17 protein-coding genes are annotated in these 15,534 nt (G+C 70.3%); 5 read left to right on the forward strand and 12 right to left on the reverse strand.

The genetic code is table 11. The features are described from left to right. Positions 1–7: 7 nt before the first annotated feature. Entirely contained in the window at positions 8–667 is a 660-nt protein-coding gene (locus ABZ833_RS23800; RefSeq protein WP_361049788.1) for a GNAT family N-acetyltransferase, read from the reverse strand. 81 nt (positions 668–748) lie between these two features. Here ABZ833_RS23800 and ABZ833_RS23805 point away from each other — a divergent pair, with 81 nt between their 5' ends. Continuing rightward, positions 749–961: an EF-hand domain-containing protein gene (locus tag ABZ833_RS23805; RefSeq protein ID WP_249587621.1), complete on the forward strand. Its 213-nt coding sequence runs from the start codon at positions 749–751 to the stop codon at positions 959–961. Between the two features lie 58 nt (positions 962–1,019). Here ABZ833_RS23805 and ABZ833_RS23810 read toward each other — a convergent pair whose 3' ends face one another. Both ABZ833_RS23810 and leuA read right to left on the reverse strand, forming a co-directional pair. Further along, a complete protein-coding gene (locus tag ABZ833_RS23810; RefSeq protein WP_361049791.1) occupies positions 1,020–1,811 on the reverse strand; it encodes an ATP-binding cassette domain-containing protein in 792 nt (263 codons plus the stop codon). Further along, a complete protein-coding gene (leuA, locus tag ABZ833_RS23815) occupies positions 1,808–3,541 on the reverse strand; it encodes a 2-isopropylmalate synthase (protein ID WP_361050747.1) in 1,734 nt (577 codons plus the stop codon). Before leuA ends, ABZ833_RS23810 begins: the two co-directional genes overlap by 4 nt. 385 nt (positions 3,542–3,926) lie before the next feature. Here leuA and ABZ833_RS23820 point away from each other — a divergent pair, with 385 nt between their 5' ends. Next, positions 3,927–4,619 carry an FCD domain-containing protein gene (locus ABZ833_RS23820; RefSeq protein ID WP_361049793.1) on the forward strand — a complete coding sequence of 231 codons (693 nt, stop codon included), beginning with the start codon at positions 3,927–3,929 and terminating at the stop codon, positions 4,617–4,619. A 33-nt stretch (positions 4,620–4,652) separates the two neighbouring features. Here ABZ833_RS23820 and ABZ833_RS23825 read toward each other — a convergent pair whose 3' ends face one another. After that, entirely contained in the window at positions 4,653–5,306 is a 654-nt protein-coding gene (locus ABZ833_RS23825) for a MerR family transcriptional regulator (RefSeq protein WP_361049795.1), read from the reverse strand. Between the two features lie 151 nt (positions 5,307–5,457). On the opposite strand from ABZ833_RS23825, the gene ABZ833_RS23830 reads away from it, so the two are divergent. Beyond that, entirely contained in the window at positions 5,458–6,492 is a 1,035-nt protein-coding gene (locus ABZ833_RS23830; RefSeq protein WP_361049797.1) for a hypothetical protein, read from the forward strand. After that, positions 6,489–6,953, forward strand: a complete 465-nt coding sequence (locus tag ABZ833_RS23835; protein WP_249587629.1) for an ABA4-like family protein — start codon at positions 6,489–6,491, stop codon at positions 6,951–6,953. Before ABZ833_RS23830 ends, ABZ833_RS23835 begins: the two co-directional genes overlap by 4 nt. Here ABZ833_RS23835 and ABZ833_RS23840 read toward each other — a convergent pair. After that, positions 6,917–8,029 (reverse strand): CU044_5270 family protein, encoded by a 1,113-nt coding sequence (locus ABZ833_RS23840; RefSeq protein WP_361049800.1) that lies wholly within the window; start codon positions 8,027–8,029, stop codon positions 6,917–6,919. The genes ABZ833_RS23835 and ABZ833_RS23840 overlap by 37 nt on opposite strands. After that, a complete protein-coding gene (locus ABZ833_RS23845) occupies positions 8,026–8,667 on the reverse strand; it encodes an RNA polymerase sigma factor (protein ID WP_361050750.1) in 642 nt (213 codons plus the stop codon). The genes ABZ833_RS23840 and ABZ833_RS23845 overlap by 4 nt, the downstream gene beginning before the upstream one ends. On the opposite strand from ABZ833_RS23845, the gene ABZ833_RS23850 reads away from it, so the two are divergent. Then, positions 8,666–9,550, forward strand: a complete 885-nt coding sequence (locus tag ABZ833_RS23850; RefSeq protein ID WP_361049802.1) for an NAD(P)-binding domain-containing protein — start codon at positions 8,666–8,668, stop codon at positions 9,548–9,550. The genes ABZ833_RS23845 and ABZ833_RS23850 overlap by 2 nt on opposite strands. A gap of 27 nt (positions 9,551–9,577) precedes the next feature. On the opposite strand, the gene ABZ833_RS23855 is transcribed toward ABZ833_RS23850, so the two are convergent. The 6 genes from ABZ833_RS23855 to ABZ833_RS23880 all read right to left on the reverse strand — a co-directional run bounded on the left by ABZ833_RS23855 (position 9,578) and on the right by ABZ833_RS23880 (position 15,469). After that, positions 9,578–10,129 carry a glycoside hydrolase family 25 protein gene (locus ABZ833_RS23855; RefSeq protein ID WP_361049804.1) on the reverse strand — a complete coding sequence of 184 codons (552 nt, stop codon included), beginning with the start codon at positions 10,127–10,129 and terminating at the stop codon, positions 9,578–9,580. An 83-nt stretch (positions 10,130–10,212) separates the two neighbouring features. Then, the gene (locus ABZ833_RS23860; RefSeq protein ID WP_361049806.1) at positions 10,213–11,400 is read right to left on the reverse strand and encodes a PQQ-binding-like beta-propeller repeat protein; all 1,188 of its coding nucleotides are present in this window, start codon (positions 11,398–11,400) and stop codon (positions 10,213–10,215) included. Then, the gene (locus ABZ833_RS23865; protein ID WP_361049808.1) at positions 11,400–12,182 is read right to left on the reverse strand and encodes a polysaccharide deacetylase family protein; all 783 of its coding nucleotides are present in this window, start codon (positions 12,180–12,182) and stop codon (positions 11,400–11,402) included. The genes ABZ833_RS23860 and ABZ833_RS23865 overlap by 1 nt, the downstream gene beginning before the upstream one ends. A 417-nt stretch (positions 12,183–12,599) precedes the next feature. After that, on the reverse strand, positions 12,600–13,103 hold the full coding sequence (locus ABZ833_RS23870) for an ATP-binding protein (RefSeq protein WP_249587637.1): 504 nt from the start codon (positions 13,101–13,103) through the stop codon (positions 12,600–12,602). A 308-nt stretch (positions 13,104–13,411) separates the two neighbouring features. Next, a complete protein-coding gene (locus ABZ833_RS23875; protein ID WP_361049810.1) occupies positions 13,412–14,182 on the reverse strand; it encodes an enoyl-CoA hydratase-related protein in 771 nt (256 codons plus the stop codon). Between the two features lie 42 nt (positions 14,183–14,224). Beyond that, positions 14,225–15,469: an Ig-like domain-containing protein gene (locus ABZ833_RS23880; RefSeq protein WP_249587639.1), complete on the reverse strand. Its 1,245-nt coding sequence runs from the start codon at positions 15,467–15,469 to the stop codon at positions 14,225–14,227. Positions 15,470–15,534: the final 65 nt, after the last annotated feature.

Consider the following 15,534-nt stretch of genomic DNA (forward strand, 5'->3'; position numbering starts at 1 on the left):
GGGGCCCTCACCGCGCCACGAACAACGCCTCCGCGCCCACCGGCCGGTACCCCGCCGCCTGGAAGGCCCGCACGCTGCGAGCGTTGCCCGGTGACTGCTGCGCCCACACGTGGGACGCGCCGGGCACCAGGTGCCGGGCGGCGAGGGCGAGCGCGCGGCCGAGGCCCCGGTGGCGTACGTCCTCGTCGACCTCTAGGGCCGCCTCCCAGCGCCCGGTGAGTCCCCGGCCAAGGACCAGCACCCCGCCTTCGGCGGACGCCCACACCCGCACGTCGTCGCGACGCTTGCGGGCCCGTGCCACCCGGGGATGGTCCGGGTCGTCGATCTCGCGCAGGCCGAGGGCCGGTTCGGGGCCGCCCGGCAGTGCGTCGGCCACGGTCAGGAGATCGGTGGTGTCCGTCGCGCGTCCCGTCCGGTGCAGGAAGGCGGCGAGGAACAGGGGGTTCATCGTGGCGGCCAGCGGGTCGCAGTCGAGCGCGGCGAGGGTGTCGTGCACCCATGTCGGGTCCTCGTCCGTGAAGACCACCGAGTGTGCGGTGAAGGCGATCACGCCCGCGTCGCGGTGGCAGGGCTGCGGCACGACGGTGGTGGTGCCGTCGGGCGGCGGGAACCGCCCGTGGGCCGCCGCGTCGAGGATCGACCCGAGCGTGGCAGGTGTGCTGGCCATGGGCGTACTCCTTGTGATCGCGTCCCCGGACGGCCGATACCCTAGCCCTCGTCAGTAGTGCACCAAGAAGGGGTGGATCCGGTGGCGGACATCGAGGAAGCGCGCAAGACGTTCGACCAGTTCGACGCGGACGGCGACGGCTTCATCACGGCGGCCGAGTGGAAGTCGGCGATGGCGAAGATGGGGGACTTCTACGTCACCGAGACGGTGGCCGAGGCCGTGATCGGCACGAAGGACACCGACAAGGACAAGCGTCTCTCCTTCGACGAGTTCTGGGCGAGCCTGAACAAGTAGCGGGACACGACGCGGAAGGGGCCCGGCACGCGCGAGCGCCGGGCCCCTTCCGCGTGCCTCAGCGGGGGCGCCGCGCGGCCCGCACGCTCCAGCGGCCCTCGGTGCGCTCGAGCCGCACCGGGTGGTCGAAGCACTTGCTGATCTGATCGCTGGTCAGTACGTCGTCCACGGCACCGGAGGCGAGCGCGCGGCCGTCGCGGAGGAGCAGCGCGTGCGTCGTACCGGCCGGGAGCTCCTCCAGGTGGTGCGTGACCAGGACCGTGGCGAGCTCGGGGTGCGTCTCGCGCAGGGCGTCCAGGCTGTCGAGGAGGCGCTCGCGGCCCGCGAGGTCGAGCCCGGTGGCCGGTTCGTCGAGCAGCACGAGCCGCGGCCTCGGCATCAGCGAGCGCGCGATCAGGGTCCGTCCGCGCTCGCCCTGCGAGAGCGTGGGCCAGCGCGCTTCCGTGCGGTGCGCGAGGCCGAGCATGGCGATCAGACGGTCGGCCTGCTCCTCCTGCTCGGGGGTGGGGCGCCAACGGGGCAGCGGTTCCACGCTGTTGGTGAGCCCGGTGAGGACGACGTCACGCACGCGCAGGGGTGAGCGGAGCGGGTGACGCGGGTTCACATGACCTACGTATGCACGGAGTTCGCGCAGGTCGACGCTGCCCAGGCGGCGGCCGAGCACCTCGACCGTGCCGTGCGTGGGGTGGGTGACGGCGCCGCAGAGGCCGAGCAGGGTCGACTTGCCCGCGCCGTTCGCGCCGAGCAGCGCCCAGTGCTCGCCGGGGCGGACGGTGAGGGTGACCTCTTCGAGGATGGGGCGCCCCTCGCGCACGACGGTGACGGTGTCGGCGTGCAGGACCGGGGTCATCGGGCGACCGCCGCACGGTTGGCCGCCGCTCGGTTGACCGCCGCGAGCACGGCCTGCACGGACGCCGTCAGGACCGAGGTGTCCAGGCCCGCGCCCCAGCGGACGGCATCGCCCACCCGGCACTCCGCGTACGCGACGGCCTCGCTGCCGCCGCCCGCCTCGGTGGCGTGTTCGGAGTAGTCGAGGATGCCGACGGTGATCCCGGCCGCGGCGAGCGCCTCGACGAACGCGGACAGCGGGCCGTTGCCCACGCCTTCGAAGTCCCCTGTGCGGTCGCCCACTTGGAGGGTGCAGACGAAGCGGTGGGCTCCGTCCGGGGCCCGGTCGGTGGTCCAGGAGCTCAGCTCCACGTCGCCGCCGCCGGCCTGCCCCGGTGCGACGTAGGTCGCGCGGAACAGCTCGTACAGCTCCTTGGCGCTCGCCTCCTGCCCGCTGTCGTCGGTGGCCTCCTGCACCACGCTCGAGAAGTCGGGCCGCATGCGCTGCGGCAGGTCGAGGCCGTGCCGGGTCTGCAGCAGGTACGCCATTCCACCCTTGCCGGACTGGGAGTTGACCCGGATGACGGCTTCGTAGGAGCGGCCGATGTCGGCGGGATCGATGGGCAGATACGGCACATCCCACGGCGCCTCGCTCTCCGGGACCCCCAACTCGGCTGCCCTGCGCGCGTGATGGGCGAAGCCCTTGCTGATGGCGTCCTGGTGGGTCCCGGAGAAGGCGGTGTGGACGAGGTCGCCCGCATACGGGTGGCGGGGGTGCACGGGCAGCCGGTTGCAGTGCTCGACGACCTCGCGCACGGCGTCGATGTCGGAGAAGTCGACCATGGGGTCGACGCCTTGGGCGTACAGGTTCAGGGCGAGGGTCACCAGGTCCACGTTGCCGGTGCGCTCGCCGTTGCCGAAGAGGCAGCCCTCGACGCGCTGGGCCCCGGCCAGGACGGCGAGTTCGGCGCAGGCGACGCCGGTACCGCGGTCGTTGTGGGGGTGGACGGAGAGGATGACGGAGTCGCGCCGGGAGAGGTTGCGGTGCAGGTACTCGATCTGGTCGGCGTACACGTTCGGCGTCGCGATCTCGACGGTCGCCGGGAGGTTGTGGGTGACGGGCCGGTCGGGGCTCGCGTCCCACAACTCGGTGAGTCCGTCGCAGAGTTCGAGTACGTAGTCGGGCTCGGTGAGGTTGAAGGTCTCCGGCGAGAACTGGAACCGGATGTCCGCGCCCGGCCGCGCGTCGGCCAGGCGCGCCATGTGCGAGGCGGCCTGGGTGACGACGTCGTGCACCTGCGCGCGCGACCGTCCGAGCACGACGTCGCGCCAGACGGGCGAGGTGGGGATGTACAGGTGCACGACCGCGCGGGGCAGTCCCTCGATCGACTCGAAGGTGCGGTCGATGAGTTCGGGCTTGGCAGGGGTGAAGACGACGATGCTGACGTCGTCGGGGATGCCGCCGCTCGCGCTCAGCGCGGCGAGGTCGCGCACGAAGTCGAAGTCGGCGCGGCTGGCCGACGGATAGCCGACCTCGATCTCCTTGAAGCCCATCGAGACGAGCAGATCGAAGAAGCGCCGCTTGCGGCCGGTGTCCATCGGCTCGGCGAGCGCCTGATTGCCGTCGCGCAGGTCGACGGGGACCCAGAGGGGGGCGCGCTCGATGCGGGAGCTGGGCCAACTGCGCTGGATCGAGGGGGTCGAGGGGATGTTGACCCGGTCTTGGTACGGGCGGTAGCGGTGGTGCGGCATGGGGCTGGGGCGCTGCGGGTTCCAGTCGTACGCGATGTCGTACGCGATGTCGTACGCGGTGGCCGCCGGGCCCGCGGAGGCGGAGGTGGCGGGAGTGACGGGAGTGGCGCTCATCGGAAGCGGTGTCCTTCAGCTCGCGATCGGTTGCCGACCGGCAGCACGGCACCCCGCGGCGGGGTGCCGGTCGCTTCAGGCCCCGCCGCGGCAGCCGAGAAGAAGGAGACCGCAGAAGATCATGGCGGTAGACTAGCCACACCTCAGCTCCTCAGACAAGTACTCCTCAGACAAGTTGGTCCTCAGCTCCTCCGAGGAGTAGGTCCTCAGAGGGGTCACTCCTCCCGATGAGCTACCCCCTCCCCCGGCCTCACCCCGAAAGGTCCCCCGGATGCCGCTAGGCTCCCTGCGCCCCAGCCCCCTGGTCGAACAAGCAACCCAGCGCCTGCGCGAGCAGATCACCGGCGGCCACTGGCCCATCGGCAGCCGACTCCCCGGCGAGACGACCCTCGCCAAGGAGCTCGGCATCGGCCGCTCCACCGTCCGCGAGGCACTGCGCTCCCTCGCCGGAGCCGGTCTCGTCCAGCCACGGCAGGGCGCCGGTGTCTTCGTCATCGCGACGCAGCCGGTCGCGGACTGGCCGACGCGGTTGCGGCGGGCGGCGGTGTCGGACGTGTACGAGGTGCGGATGCTGGTGGAGGTGCAGGCCGCCCGGCTCGCGGCGATGCGGCGCACCGACGAGGACATCACGGCGATGCGCGCCGCGCTCGAAGGCCGCAGGGCCACCGCGTCGGCGAGCGACGCCGCCTTCATCGACGCCGACATCGCCCTGCACGCGGCGGTCGTGGCGGCGGCCCGCAACCCCGTCCTCACGGATCTCTTCGCGGAGTTCACCCCCGTACTGCGGGAGGGCCTGATCAGCCTGCTCGACCTGATCGACGTACGCACGGAGGAGACGAACCACGGGGACGCCGCACACGCCGCGCTCGTACGGGCCGTCGAGGCGATGGACGCCGAGGAAGCGGCACGCGTGGCGCAGGCCGAACTCCAGGACACCCTGGGCCGGTTGCTGGCCCGCGGCTAGGCGGCCGACCATCCGCGCGCCCAGCCCTCCCCCTTACCGGTTTCCGCCTGGCTCCTCACGGTCGTCCCCGTACAGCCGCGCCGACGCGTTCACATGTGCCATCCGCCGCATCGCGTTGAACACCGCCTCCCCAAGCACGGTGCCGATCACCACGCTCTCCACCAGGTCCTCGACCGCCACCCGCCGGTCCACGTAACCGAGGTCGGCGCGGGCGACCATCTCGGCGGCGTCGGCGTACTCGTCGAGCAGTTCCGCGAACGCTCCGTGGCCGACGCGGCCCATGGCGGCAAGGGCCCGTGACAGGTCGGCCGCGGCGGGGTTCGACTCGTTGGTGTGCCAGCCTCGGCGCGCGATCAGCTCCCCGACCGCCGCACGCGCGGCCGCCGCCTCGGCATCGTCGTCGGCCTCCCCCGCCGCACCGAGCCGGTCGGCGGCCGCGCCGAGCACCTTGTGCAGCGGGCGCCCGGGGTCGTCGACCGCGCCGAGCACGTCCGCGATCGCGGCCACCTTCAGGCCGCCCACGTCGAGCAGCGCGCGGATGAGGCGCAGCCTTCGCTCGTGAGCCTCGCCGTACTGCGCCTGGTTCGGGCTGCTCAGCTCGCCCGGCGGCAACAGCCCTTCACGGACGTAGTACTTGATCGTCGGCACCGGCACACCGGTCCTGCGACTCAACTCGCCAATACGCACGGCCTGCCCACTCTCCTGTTCGCGCTCCCGCTCGCCACTCTGCCACCGGCTCCGCCCTTGCCATCCCCGGCCCCCATCATAGATAGTGGCGCTATCGGATAGTAGACAGCTCCACTATCCATTTTCAGCGACCACCATCTCGGGGATTCCTATGTCTTCATGGCGTTCATGGCACCGGCCGCTCGTGGCGTTCTCCGCGTCCATGGCGGCTCTGGCCGTCTTGTCCGGCGTCGGCCTGGTCGTCGACGACCGCGTCCTCGCCGGCTCGCCGATCTGGTTCAAGCCGTTCAAGTTCTCGGTCTCGTTCATCGCCTACGGGCTCTCGCTCGCCTGGATGCTGTCGCTGCTCGACCGCGGCCGGAGAACGGGCTGGTGGGCAGGCACGGTCGTCGCCGTGTCGAGCCTCGCCGAGATGGTGATCATCACCGGGCAGGTGGTGCGGGGGAAGCGCAGCCACTTCAACCAGCAGACCCCGTTCGACGAAGCGCTGTTCAACGCGATGGCCGTCACCGTCGTCATCCTGTGGCTCGGCACCCTGCTCATCGCGACCCTGCTGCTGCGCGCCCGCATCGCCGACCGCGCCTCCGCCTGGGCGATGCGCTGCGGGATCGCCATCGCGCTCGCCGGTGCCGCCGTCGGCTTCCTGATGACGCAGCCGACGCCCGACCAGGAGCGGGGCTCCTCGTCGATCGTCGGTGCCCACAGCGTCGGCGTACCGGACGGCGGCCCCTCCATGCCGCTGACCGGCTGGTCGACCACCGGCGGTGATCTGCGCATCCCGCACTTCGTCGGCATGCACGCGCTGCAGTTGCTCCCCTTGCTCCTCATGGGCCTCACGGCACTCGCGGCACGCCCCCGCCCCGTCCGCCCTGGCCACCCCGGCCGCCTCAGTCGCCTCAGCCGCCTTGCCGACGAGCGGACGCGACTGCGGATCGTGCTCATCGCCTCGGGTGCGTACGCGGCCTTCTTCGCCCTGGTCACCTGGCAGGCCCTGCGCGGCCAGCCGCTCCTGCGCCCGGACGGCGCGACGCTGACGGCGGCGGGACTGATCATCGCCGCCACGGCCGCGGGTGCGTACGGAGCCTTGCGCACCCCGACTCACCTCAAGAACCGCCTGGGTCACACGCCCCGCAGCAACGAAAAAGACGAAGAACACGAAGACAACTACAAGGAGCTTGTGTCATGACCGGATTCCTCTTCGAACTCTCCTTCTGGCTGGCCGCCCCGGTCTGGCTGCTCATGATCTTCGCCCCGGGGTGGCGGACGACCGCCCGCGTCGCCGCCTCTCCCCTCACCGTCGTACCGGTCCTCGCCGTCTACGTCGCGATGGCGCTGCCCGTCATGCCCGAACTCTGGACCGCCGTCAGCAGCCCGGACATCGACGGATTCCGCGACCTGCTCGTCCTCGCCAACGGGGCGGGCGCGATCTGGGCCCAGGTCATCGCCTGGGACCTGCTGATCGGACAGTGGATGTACCGCGAGGCGCGGCGCATCGGCATCCACCCGCTGGTGATGGGACCGCTCCTGGTCCTGACGATTCTCCTGTCACCGTTCGGACTGCTGCTCTTCCTGGCGATACGGGCCGTCCTGACCCAGCGGACGCACCGCGATCAGCCGCTCTCGCCCGCGGGCTCCATGCCGCGCTGATCGACGACGGCGCGCTCCAGGACCGCGGAGCTGCCGTAGAGCACCTCGGGGTTGCCCTCCCTTCCCGGCCTGCCGCCCGGCTGGTGGTTCTTCGTCATGTAGCCGCGTGAACCGAGATAGGTGAAGGACTTCTTGTCGAAGATCCACTCTTCACGCGTCGTGTACGACGACTCATCGAGGGTGATGCCGATCCCGTGGCGGCCCGCCGCGTCCACCGCATCGGGCACCTCGGTCACACCGGGGAGCTTCGCGACCGCCTTGTAGAGGGCGGCGGCATTCTCCGGCGGCATGATCGTCGCGCCGAGCAGGCCACCGATCTTGTCGAAGACGGCCTGCGCCTTCGTCTCCTGCCCCTCGATCACCCGCGTCTCGGCGTACAGCTTCTTCAGGAGGGCGTCGGGGTCGGTGGGCAGCGAGGCGAGCCAGTTGTACGTGGGCCGCTCGGGCCCCTCCGGAATGGCTCCGGAGTCCTCGGAACCGTCCACCGCGGACGCCTCGATCGGCACGTCCTGGCCGGGCATCTGCGCCCCCTTGCCGCTCTCCCGGGTCATGCCGATGTCCGTGACGGGGGCTGGATCCTGCGAGAACCAGGTCTGCTCCGTGTACGGGGCGCCGAGCTTCACCTTGCCGTTGAGCTCGCCGTCGTTGCCCCGGACCAGGCTGCGCACGTAGACGAACTGACTGGCCTTCACCGGCCGCGTGCCGGACTTCAGGGACGCGTTCGCGATCCGGTCGAGCGTGACGGCCGCGCCGGGAGTGGCGCCTTGCCCCGCACCCATGTCGCGTACGCCGTCGGAGCCGCCGGAGGGAAGCGTGGCGGCCAGGATTCCGGCCACGGCGAGCCCGGCGGCGGCCGGCATCAGCACCGCGGGACGCAGCAGCCTGCGGCGGGGTGCCAGGGCGGCGGGGGCCTGGTGTACGGGCTCGGTGTCTCGGTCGATCTGCTGCATCAGGACGTCCTTGTGGTGAAGGTGACGCCCCGGCGGAAGTTCCCATTCGTCTTCGTCCGACTCCGGCAGCAGGCGGGCCAGTTCAGCGGCCTCGGCCTCTCCCCGGGACGGGGTGGCGGCGTTCATCGGAATTCCTCCCGCAGGGGCAGGGCCGCGAACGCGGCCTCACTCTCTACCTCTCCGCGGCCACGGAGAGGTTCCGTCACGTTCTTCATTTGCGCCACACCGGTCACGTCGGCCCCGTCGTCGCTGAGCCGCCTCAGCCGCGCACGGGCCCGCGAGAGCCGCGACCGCACCGTGCCGACCGGAACGCCGAGCGCCTCGGCGGCCTGCGCGTAGTCGAGCCCGGACCACACGCACAGGACGAGCACCTCGCGCTCCTGACGGCGCAACCGGCGCAGCGCGCCGTGCACCGCCGCAAGGCGTCGCGCGTCGTCCATCCGCCCCGCCGACTCCTCGGCGAAGTCCGCCACTTGGGGCGGGGACGGCTGACGGGACAGAAAAGCGAGCCGACGTCTCAGACCGCGGTTGGCGTTCTGCGCCTTGTGCGTCGCGATACCGAGCAGCCACGGCTTGAGCGAACCGCCGTCCGGCTCCAGCCGCTCGCGCGTGCGCCAGGCCGCCAGGAAGGTCTCGGACATGACCTCCTCGGCGGTCGACCAGTCGCCGGTCAGCCGCAGGGCATGGTTGTAGACCGTCCGCGCATACGCCTCGTACAACTCACCGAACGCTCCCCGCTCACCTGCGCGTATCCGTGCATGGATGCCATCTCCCAGTTCAGTAGGCCTCACATCACGTATCTCTCCGCGCCCCCCGACGAGTTCCTGTGCCCCTCGTCACACCACTTCGCCGACCGGCCGCCGACCGAGAGAGGCCGACCCACCCAACCGGAAACACCCACCCGGAACCACCCGGCCGGAATACCTCAGCCGTTCCGGAGGTTGGCTCCGCTACGACACCAGCGAACCAACCACGGAAGGGTCAGTCATGAAGATCGGCATCATCGGCGCGGGCAACATCGGCGGCAACCTGACGCGCCGCCTCACGGCCATCGGCCACGACGTCTCCGTCGCGAACTCCCGTGGCCCGCAGACCCTCACCGCCCTCGCCGAGGAGACCGGCGCGACGCCGGTGACGGTCGAGGAGGCCGCACGCGGCGCCCAGGTCGTCGTCGTGACGATCCCCCTGAAGGCCGTGCCGAACCTGCCGTCCGGTTTCCTCGACGGCGCGGCCGAGAACGTCGCCGTCATCGACACCGGCAACTACTACCCGCAGCAGCGCGACGGGAAGATCGCCGAGATCGAGGACGGCCTGACCGAGAGCCGCTGGACCGAGCGCCAGATCGGCCACCCGGTCATCAAGGCCTTCAACGGCACGTACGCCCAGGACATCCTCGACAAGCCGCAGCCGGGCGGCACCCCCGGCCGCGTCGCCCTCCCGGTGTCCGGCGACGACGAGGCCGCCAAGAAGGTCGTACGCGACCTCATCGACGAGATCGGCTTCGACACCGTCGACACGGGCGGTCAGGACGAGTCGTGGCGCCAGCAGCCGGGCACCCCCGTCTACGGCCTGGCCGCGGACACCGAAGCAGTCGCCACGGCGCTGACCGAGGCGTCCTCGGAGCGCACGGCGGAGTGGCGCGCCTGACCGCCACGGGCCGCGCGGCGGGGGTGGCTAGGGCGTGGCCCAGTCCCGCAGCGCGTCCTCGCTCGCGAAGTCCGCGACGTTCTTGTCCAGCGGCGTCGACGTGTACTGATGGATCCGCCACTTCGCCTGGATTCGGGGCTTGCCCGCCGTGACGTAGTCGGCGATCCAGAGGCCGTCGCCCGCGTAGGACGTGGTGTCGTGGTTCAGCCAGAAATCGCGGTTCGTATAGAGCACGGTCCTGTGGTTCGGGCGCAGCCGCTTCACCTCCCGGATGAAGCGGTCCTTCTCCGCGTTGCTCGCGCGCGTGTGCTCGCCCGTCCATTCCCAGTCCACCGCCAGCAAGTCCCCCGCCTTCTCGGGGGCCTTGCTCACGAAGTACGCCGCCTGTGCCGTGATGTTCCCCGGCCACAGGAAGTGGTAGAAGCCGACCACGCAGCCGCCGTCCCTGGCCCGCTTCGTCTGTGCGGTCAGTCTTGGGTTGACGTACGAACGGCCCTCTGTCGCCTTGATGATGACGAAAGATATGCCGTCCGTGTTGAACGTGGACTGGTACGAGCTGACGTCGATGCCTTTGAGCACGCGCGGCCTCCTGCGTGGCAGAGGGGAGGGGTCGATCTACCCTTCTGGTGCCCGGTGGCCGTGATGGTCAACCGTTGAATGACTCAGCGGAAGATCCCCGTGTGGCCGAGCGAGTAGCGGCCGGGCTGCGGGTACACCGCGAGGCCGTGCGGGCCGCCGCCGACGGGGATGCGGGCCGTCTGGACTCCGGTGCGGGTGTCGATGGCGTACACCTCGGAGTCGTAACGCCCCGACAGCCAGAGGGTGTTGCCGTCCGCGGAGACGCCGCCCATGTCGGGGCTGCCGCCCTGGGGGAGCTTCCACTTCTTGGTGAGCCTGTTCTTGGGGAAGTCGAAGACGGAGACGGTGCCCTCGCCGCGGTTGGACACGTACATCTCGCGTGAGTCCCGGCTGACGTACAGGCCGTGGGTGCCCTTGCCGGTGGGCAGCAGCTTCGGCTTCTCGAACTTCTCGCCGTTCAGGACCCACATGCCGTCGGCCATCATGTCGGCCACGTAGAACGTCTTGCCGTCGGGCGAGATCTTCACGTCCTGCGGCATCGCGCCCTCGAAGGGCAGCTTCTGCTGGCCGATGACCTTCATCTTCTCCGTGTCGACCTTGAGGAGTTCGCCGGAGAACTCGCAGGAGACGATGAAGTACCGCCCGTCGGCCGAGAAGTCGGCGTGGTTGACGCCGTAGCAGCTGACCGGTTCGGTCTTGACCTTCTTCATGGTGTGCGGGTCGCGGAAGACCAGCTCGCGGTCCATCGAGGCCATCACGATGGCGTACTTGCCGTTGGGCGTGAAGTAGAGGTTGTACGGGTCGTGGACGTCGACCGGCTTGCCCGCCTTGCCGGTCCTGGGGTCGATGGGGGTGAGCGTGTGGCCGCGGTTGTTGTTGACCCAGAGCGTCTTCATGTCCCAGGAGGGCACGACGTGCTGGGGCTGGACGCCGACGTCGATCGTGTCGACGACTTCGTACGTCTTGGGGTCGATGACCGAGACGGTGTTGGAGTTGGTGTTGGGGACGTAGATCCGGGAGGGGAAGTCCTTGACCACCGGGGAGAGTTTGTTGGGGCGGTCCGCCGCGTAGACGTCCTTCGCGTCGAGGACGGGCGGCATGCCCGGGAGTCCGGGTGCGACCTTGGGTTTGGCGGGTTTCTGGATGCCCTGGGTGCTGAGGGCTTCGTTCTCGCGTGCGTCGGTGCCGCAGCCCGCGAGTGCGGCGGCGGCGACGGCGCCGGCGGCGATGACCGCTCCGGTGCGCTGGGTGAGGTTCAGGTGCAGGGTCATCAGGTCAGCAACTCCGTGGTGGTCACCGCGCGCAGGCCGCGGCGGTCGAGGGCTTCCAGGACGGCGGGCAGTGCGGCGACCGTGTCGGCGTACCCGAAGTGCAGGCTCACCACGGAGCCCGCGCGCACCTCCGAGGCGACCTTTCGGGTGACGGCCTGGGCGCCCGGCGAGGTGAAGTCGAGGGAGTCGACGTCGTAGATGAGGACGTGCGGGTAGCCCGCGCGGCGGGCGAGGCGGGCGACGAGGGGGGTCGCGGTCTCGGCGCGCGAGGGGCGGAACCAGGTGCCGATGGAGCCGGTGAGGCGGCGCAGGCGGTCGGCGCAGCCGGTGATCTCCGCGTAGGCGTCGGCCTCGGTCATCTCGTTGATGGTGCGGTGGTGGTGGGTGTGGTTGCCGAGGTCGTGGCCGCCGTCGAGGATGCGGCGGGCCAGCTCGGGGTGTTCGTCGAGCCAGCTGCCGACGGCGAGGACGGTGATCCTGGCGTCCGCCTTCTCGGCGATGGTGAGCAGGGATCGCGCGGTGGCGGGGTCGCCCTGGCCGTGGAAGGTGAGGGCGACCTGGGGGCGGTCGCGGGGGCTGTGCGCGATCTGGTCGGGCAGGCCGGGGAAGCGGCGGGGTGCGGGGGCGGCGCGGGGGGATTGCGTGGCGGGGTGCCGGGCGGCGGGTGCGGCCCGGTGTGCCGTGGGGGCGGATCCGGAGGCGGAGCAGCCTGCGGTGAGCGCGCCGGCGACGGCCAGTGCGGCGCCCGCGCGCAGGGCTCCGCGGCGGTCAGTCTCGATCACGCGACCATTTAATGGTAAAAGCGGGCAAAAGCCGCTGATTGCCCGCGCTCGAACTCTACGGGTCGGGGCCGCGGGGGCACTTGGCCCCTTCATCGCCTCTTACGGAACATCTGCCACAGCCTGAACTTAACCAGCGTTTACCAGGCAGGTGTCCCAGCTCACCAAGGATTCACCTTTGATGTGTCACGTTTTGTGCCTGTATGACCGGATCAGGACTTTTGGATCGCTGGCCCCTGTCTGCCATAGTCGGAGCCACGACCCCCATTGACCCGGGCTCAGGTCGTCATCAGCGTCCGTGGACCACACCCCTTTGTCCACGGCGCTCCGCGAAGGCCCCCGCACTGCCGCAGCCGGCGACCGGGGGCTTTCGCGTACCGCCCCCGCGCTGCCCCCGTACCGCCGCGGAGCCCGCGCGCCTCAGCGGTCGGCGACCCGCATCTCGAACCAGGTCGTCTTGCCGCGCGGCAGCAGGTCCACGCCCCACCGGTCGGAGAGCTTGTCGACGAGGAAGAGGCCGCGGCCGCTGAGGTCGAGTTCCTGGACGGGCATCAGACAGGGCAGTCCGCGCGAGGGGTCGCGCACCTCGATCCTGATCCAGCCCCGCCGCCGCATCATCCGGAGCCCGAAGACGCGGGCGCCGGTGTGCCGCACGGCGTTGCCGACGAGTTCGGAGGTGAGGAGCACCGCGTCCTCGGTCAGCTTCGGGGAGAGCCCCCAGTGGCGGAGCACGACGACCTGGGTGAGCCTGCGCGCGATGGCGGCGGACTCCGGGCGCGACGGCAGCGGAACCTCCGCGTCCGTCGGATTGCCGAACAACTCGAGCGCCTTGAGCGCGTGTTCGTCCTCAACCGCCGGCGACCAGCGCGCCGCGGTCGCACTCCCGTGTCGCCGCGGCTGTTCGATACCCTCCAGCCCCGCCATGCCCCCCATCATGGCCGCACAGAGCGTGTTCCGGGGCCGTTCCGACGGAATAAGCCCCCCGGAACCATCCATTCCGGGGGGCTGGGTAGGCATATGCCAGTGGCAGAAGGGACCCTATGACACCCCTGCTGACCTGCAATGACTACCCGCTTACGGATGATCACCTACGGCCGCGAACGAGGCAGACTTAAGGTTCTCTTAAGCTCCGCATAATCCGCTCCTTCGAGGGACACTTTGGCTGACGCGTCCTCAACTGAACGTGATCCAGAGGAACTTCGGACGCCGCAGACGGAACGCGGGACGTCGCCTCAGAGGAACTTCGCCTTGCCCGGACCCTCTTCGACGAAGCTGCGCATGCCCCGCTCGCGGTCCTCGGTGGCGAACAGGCCCGCGAACCAGGTGCGCTCGATCGCGAGCCCGGTGTCGATGTCCGTCTCCAGGCCCGCGTCCACGGACTCCTTGGCGGCGCGCAGCGCGAGCGCGGGCCCCTGCGCGAGCCGCGCGGCCCACTGCTTCGCCTGCTCGTACACCTCGGCGGCGGGCACGACCCGGTCCACCAGGCCGATGGTGAGCGCCTCGTCGGCCTTGACCATGCGGCCGGTGAAGATGAGGTCCTTGGCCTTGGACGGGCCGACCAGACGGGACAGGCGCTGGGTGCCGCCCGCGCCGGGGATCAGGCCGAGCAGGATCTCCGGCTGGCCGAGCTTGGCGTTGTCGGCGGCGATGCGGAAGTCGGCGCAGAGGGCCAGCTCGCAGCCGCCGCCGAGGGCGTAGCCGGTGACGGCGGCGACGACGGGCTTGGGGATGCGGGCGACGGCGGTGAAGGAGTCCTGCAGCGCCCTGGACCGCGCGACCATCGCCGCGTGGTCCATGGCCTGCATCTCCTTGATGTCCGCGCCCGCCGCGAACACCTTCTCGCCGCCGTAGATGATCACGGCGCGTACGTCGTCGCGCCGGGTCGCCTCCTCGGCCAGCTCCTTGAGCCGGTCCTGGAGGGCGATGTCGAGCGCGTTCATCGGGGGGCGGTCGAGGCGGATCGTGCCGACGCCTTCGGCGACTTCGAGATGCACAGATGTCATGCGAGGCACGTTAGCCGTGCCCCGCACGCGTCTGCCGACCGGTCAGGCCTTCCACTTCTCCCAGGACATGTTCCAGCCGTTGTAGCCGTTCTCGGGCTGGATCGTCTTGTCCGCCGAGTTCTTCACGACCACGAGGTCCCCGACGAGGGAGTTCTCGAAGAACCAGCCGGCGGGCGTCTTCTTGCTGTAGCCGCCGCGCACGTCGCTCAGGCCTATGCAGCCGTGGCTGGCGTTCGTGTTGCCGAAGGCGCCGCCCGACCAGTAGTTGCCGTGGATGAACGTGCCCGAGGTGGACAGGCGCATCGCGTTCGGGACGTCCTTGATGTCGTACTCGCCGCCGAAGCCGACGGTCTCGCCGTTCATGCGGGTGACCTTCAGCTTCTCGCTGATGACCATCTGGCCGTTGTACGTCGTCGTGCCCGGCGCGCCCGCGGTGATCGGGATCTTCTTGATCTGCTTGCCGTCCCGGACGACCTTCATCTGGTGCTTCTTGGCGTCGACGGTGGAGACCTGGCTGCGGCCGATCTCGAACTTCAGCGTCTTGGCCTGCTCGCCGTAGACCCCCGGCCGGCCCTCGACACCGTCGAGGTTGAGGTTGACGGTGACCTTCGTGCCCGCCTTCCAGTACTTCTCGGGGCGGAAGTCGATGCGGTCGTTGCCGAACCAGTGCGGCTCGACGTCCACGGCCGGCTCGGTCTTGACCTCGATGGCCTTCTCGACGGCCTCCGGGTCGGTGATGCCGCGCGAGAAGTGGACCGAGAACGGCATTCCGACGCCGACCTTGGAGCCGTCCTCCGGCGTGAACTGACCTATGAAGGTGTTCTTCGGCGTCAGCGTCGTGAACGACGTGTCCTTGGCGGACTCACGTCCTTCGGAGTCCTTGGCTATCGCGTGGACCTTGTACTTCGTGGAGGCGGCGAGGTGATGCGCCGGCGCCCACGAGGCTCCGCCCGAGGTGATCTTGCCCGGGACGGGATTGCCCTTGCTGTCCTCGACCTTGACCTCGGACAGCTTGCCCTTGTCGGCGGCTATCTTCAGCGCGCCGCTGGTGGCCACCGAGTCGGCGCCGTCCTTCGGCGCTATGTTCACCACCGCGGTCGACGGCGCGTTCTTGTCGGCCGCCTTGCCCTTGCCGTCGCCGCCCGCGTCCGAGCCGCCTCCCCCGCCGCATGCCGTGACCAACAGCAGCGTCACACCCGATGCCACCGCAAAGAGGCCCTTGGTGCCCCGTCGCCGTGCGCGCCCCCGCGCACCAACCGACGTCCCCGATATCGGTCGCCCGTTCAAGATGTGTCTCCCCTCGCACGGCCTGGTCAGGCCCGCACCCCAGTGCCTCAGCGCGCACAGACACG

This window comes from Streptomyces sp. NPDC047525, assembly GCF_040643025.1.
Taxonomy (GTDB): Bacteria; Actinomycetota; Actinomycetes; order Streptomycetales; family Streptomycetaceae; genus Streptomyces; species Streptomyces durmitorensis.

Excerpts from the sequence above, each read along its gene's own strand:
- ABZ833_RS23800 (WP_361049788.1), bottom strand. The coding sequence starts at position 667 with ATGGCCAGCACACCTGCCACGCTCGGGTCGATCCTCGACGCGGCGGCC.
- ABZ833_RS23810 (WP_361049791.1), bottom strand. The coding sequence starts at position 1,811 with ATGACCCCGGTCCTGCACGCCGACACCGTCACCGTCGTGCGCGAGGGG.
- leuA (WP_361050747.1), bottom strand. The coding sequence starts at position 3,541 with ATGCCGCACCACCGCTACCGCCCGTACCAAGACCGGGTCAACATCCCC.
- ABZ833_RS23820 (WP_361049793.1), top strand. The coding sequence starts at position 3,927 with ATGCCGCTAGGCTCCCTGCGCCCCAGCCCCCTGGTCGAACAAGCAACC.
- ABZ833_RS23830 (WP_361049797.1), top strand. The coding sequence starts at position 5,458 with ATGTCTTCATGGCGTTCATGGCACCGGCCGCTCGTGGCGTTCTCCGCG.
- ABZ833_RS23835 (WP_249587629.1), top strand. The coding sequence starts at position 6,489 with ATGACCGGATTCCTCTTCGAACTCTCCTTCTGGCTGGCCGCCCCGGTC.
- ABZ833_RS23840 (WP_361049800.1), bottom strand. The coding sequence starts at position 8,029 with ATGAACGCCGCCACCCCGTCCCGGGGAGAGGCCGAGGCCGCTGAACTG.
- ABZ833_RS23850 (WP_361049802.1), top strand. The coding sequence starts at position 8,666 with ATGCCATCTCCCAGTTCAGTAGGCCTCACATCACGTATCTCTCCGCGC.
- ABZ833_RS23860 (WP_361049806.1), bottom strand. The coding sequence starts at position 11,400 with ATGACCCTGCACCTGAACCTCACCCAGCGCACCGGAGCGGTCATCGCC.
- ABZ833_RS23870 (WP_249587637.1), bottom strand. The coding sequence starts at position 13,103 with ATGGCGGGGCTGGAGGGTATCGAACAGCCGCGGCGACACGGGAGTGCG.
- ABZ833_RS23875 (WP_361049810.1), bottom strand. The coding sequence starts at position 14,182 with ATGACATCTGTGCATCTCGAAGTCGCCGAAGGCGTCGGCACGATCCGC.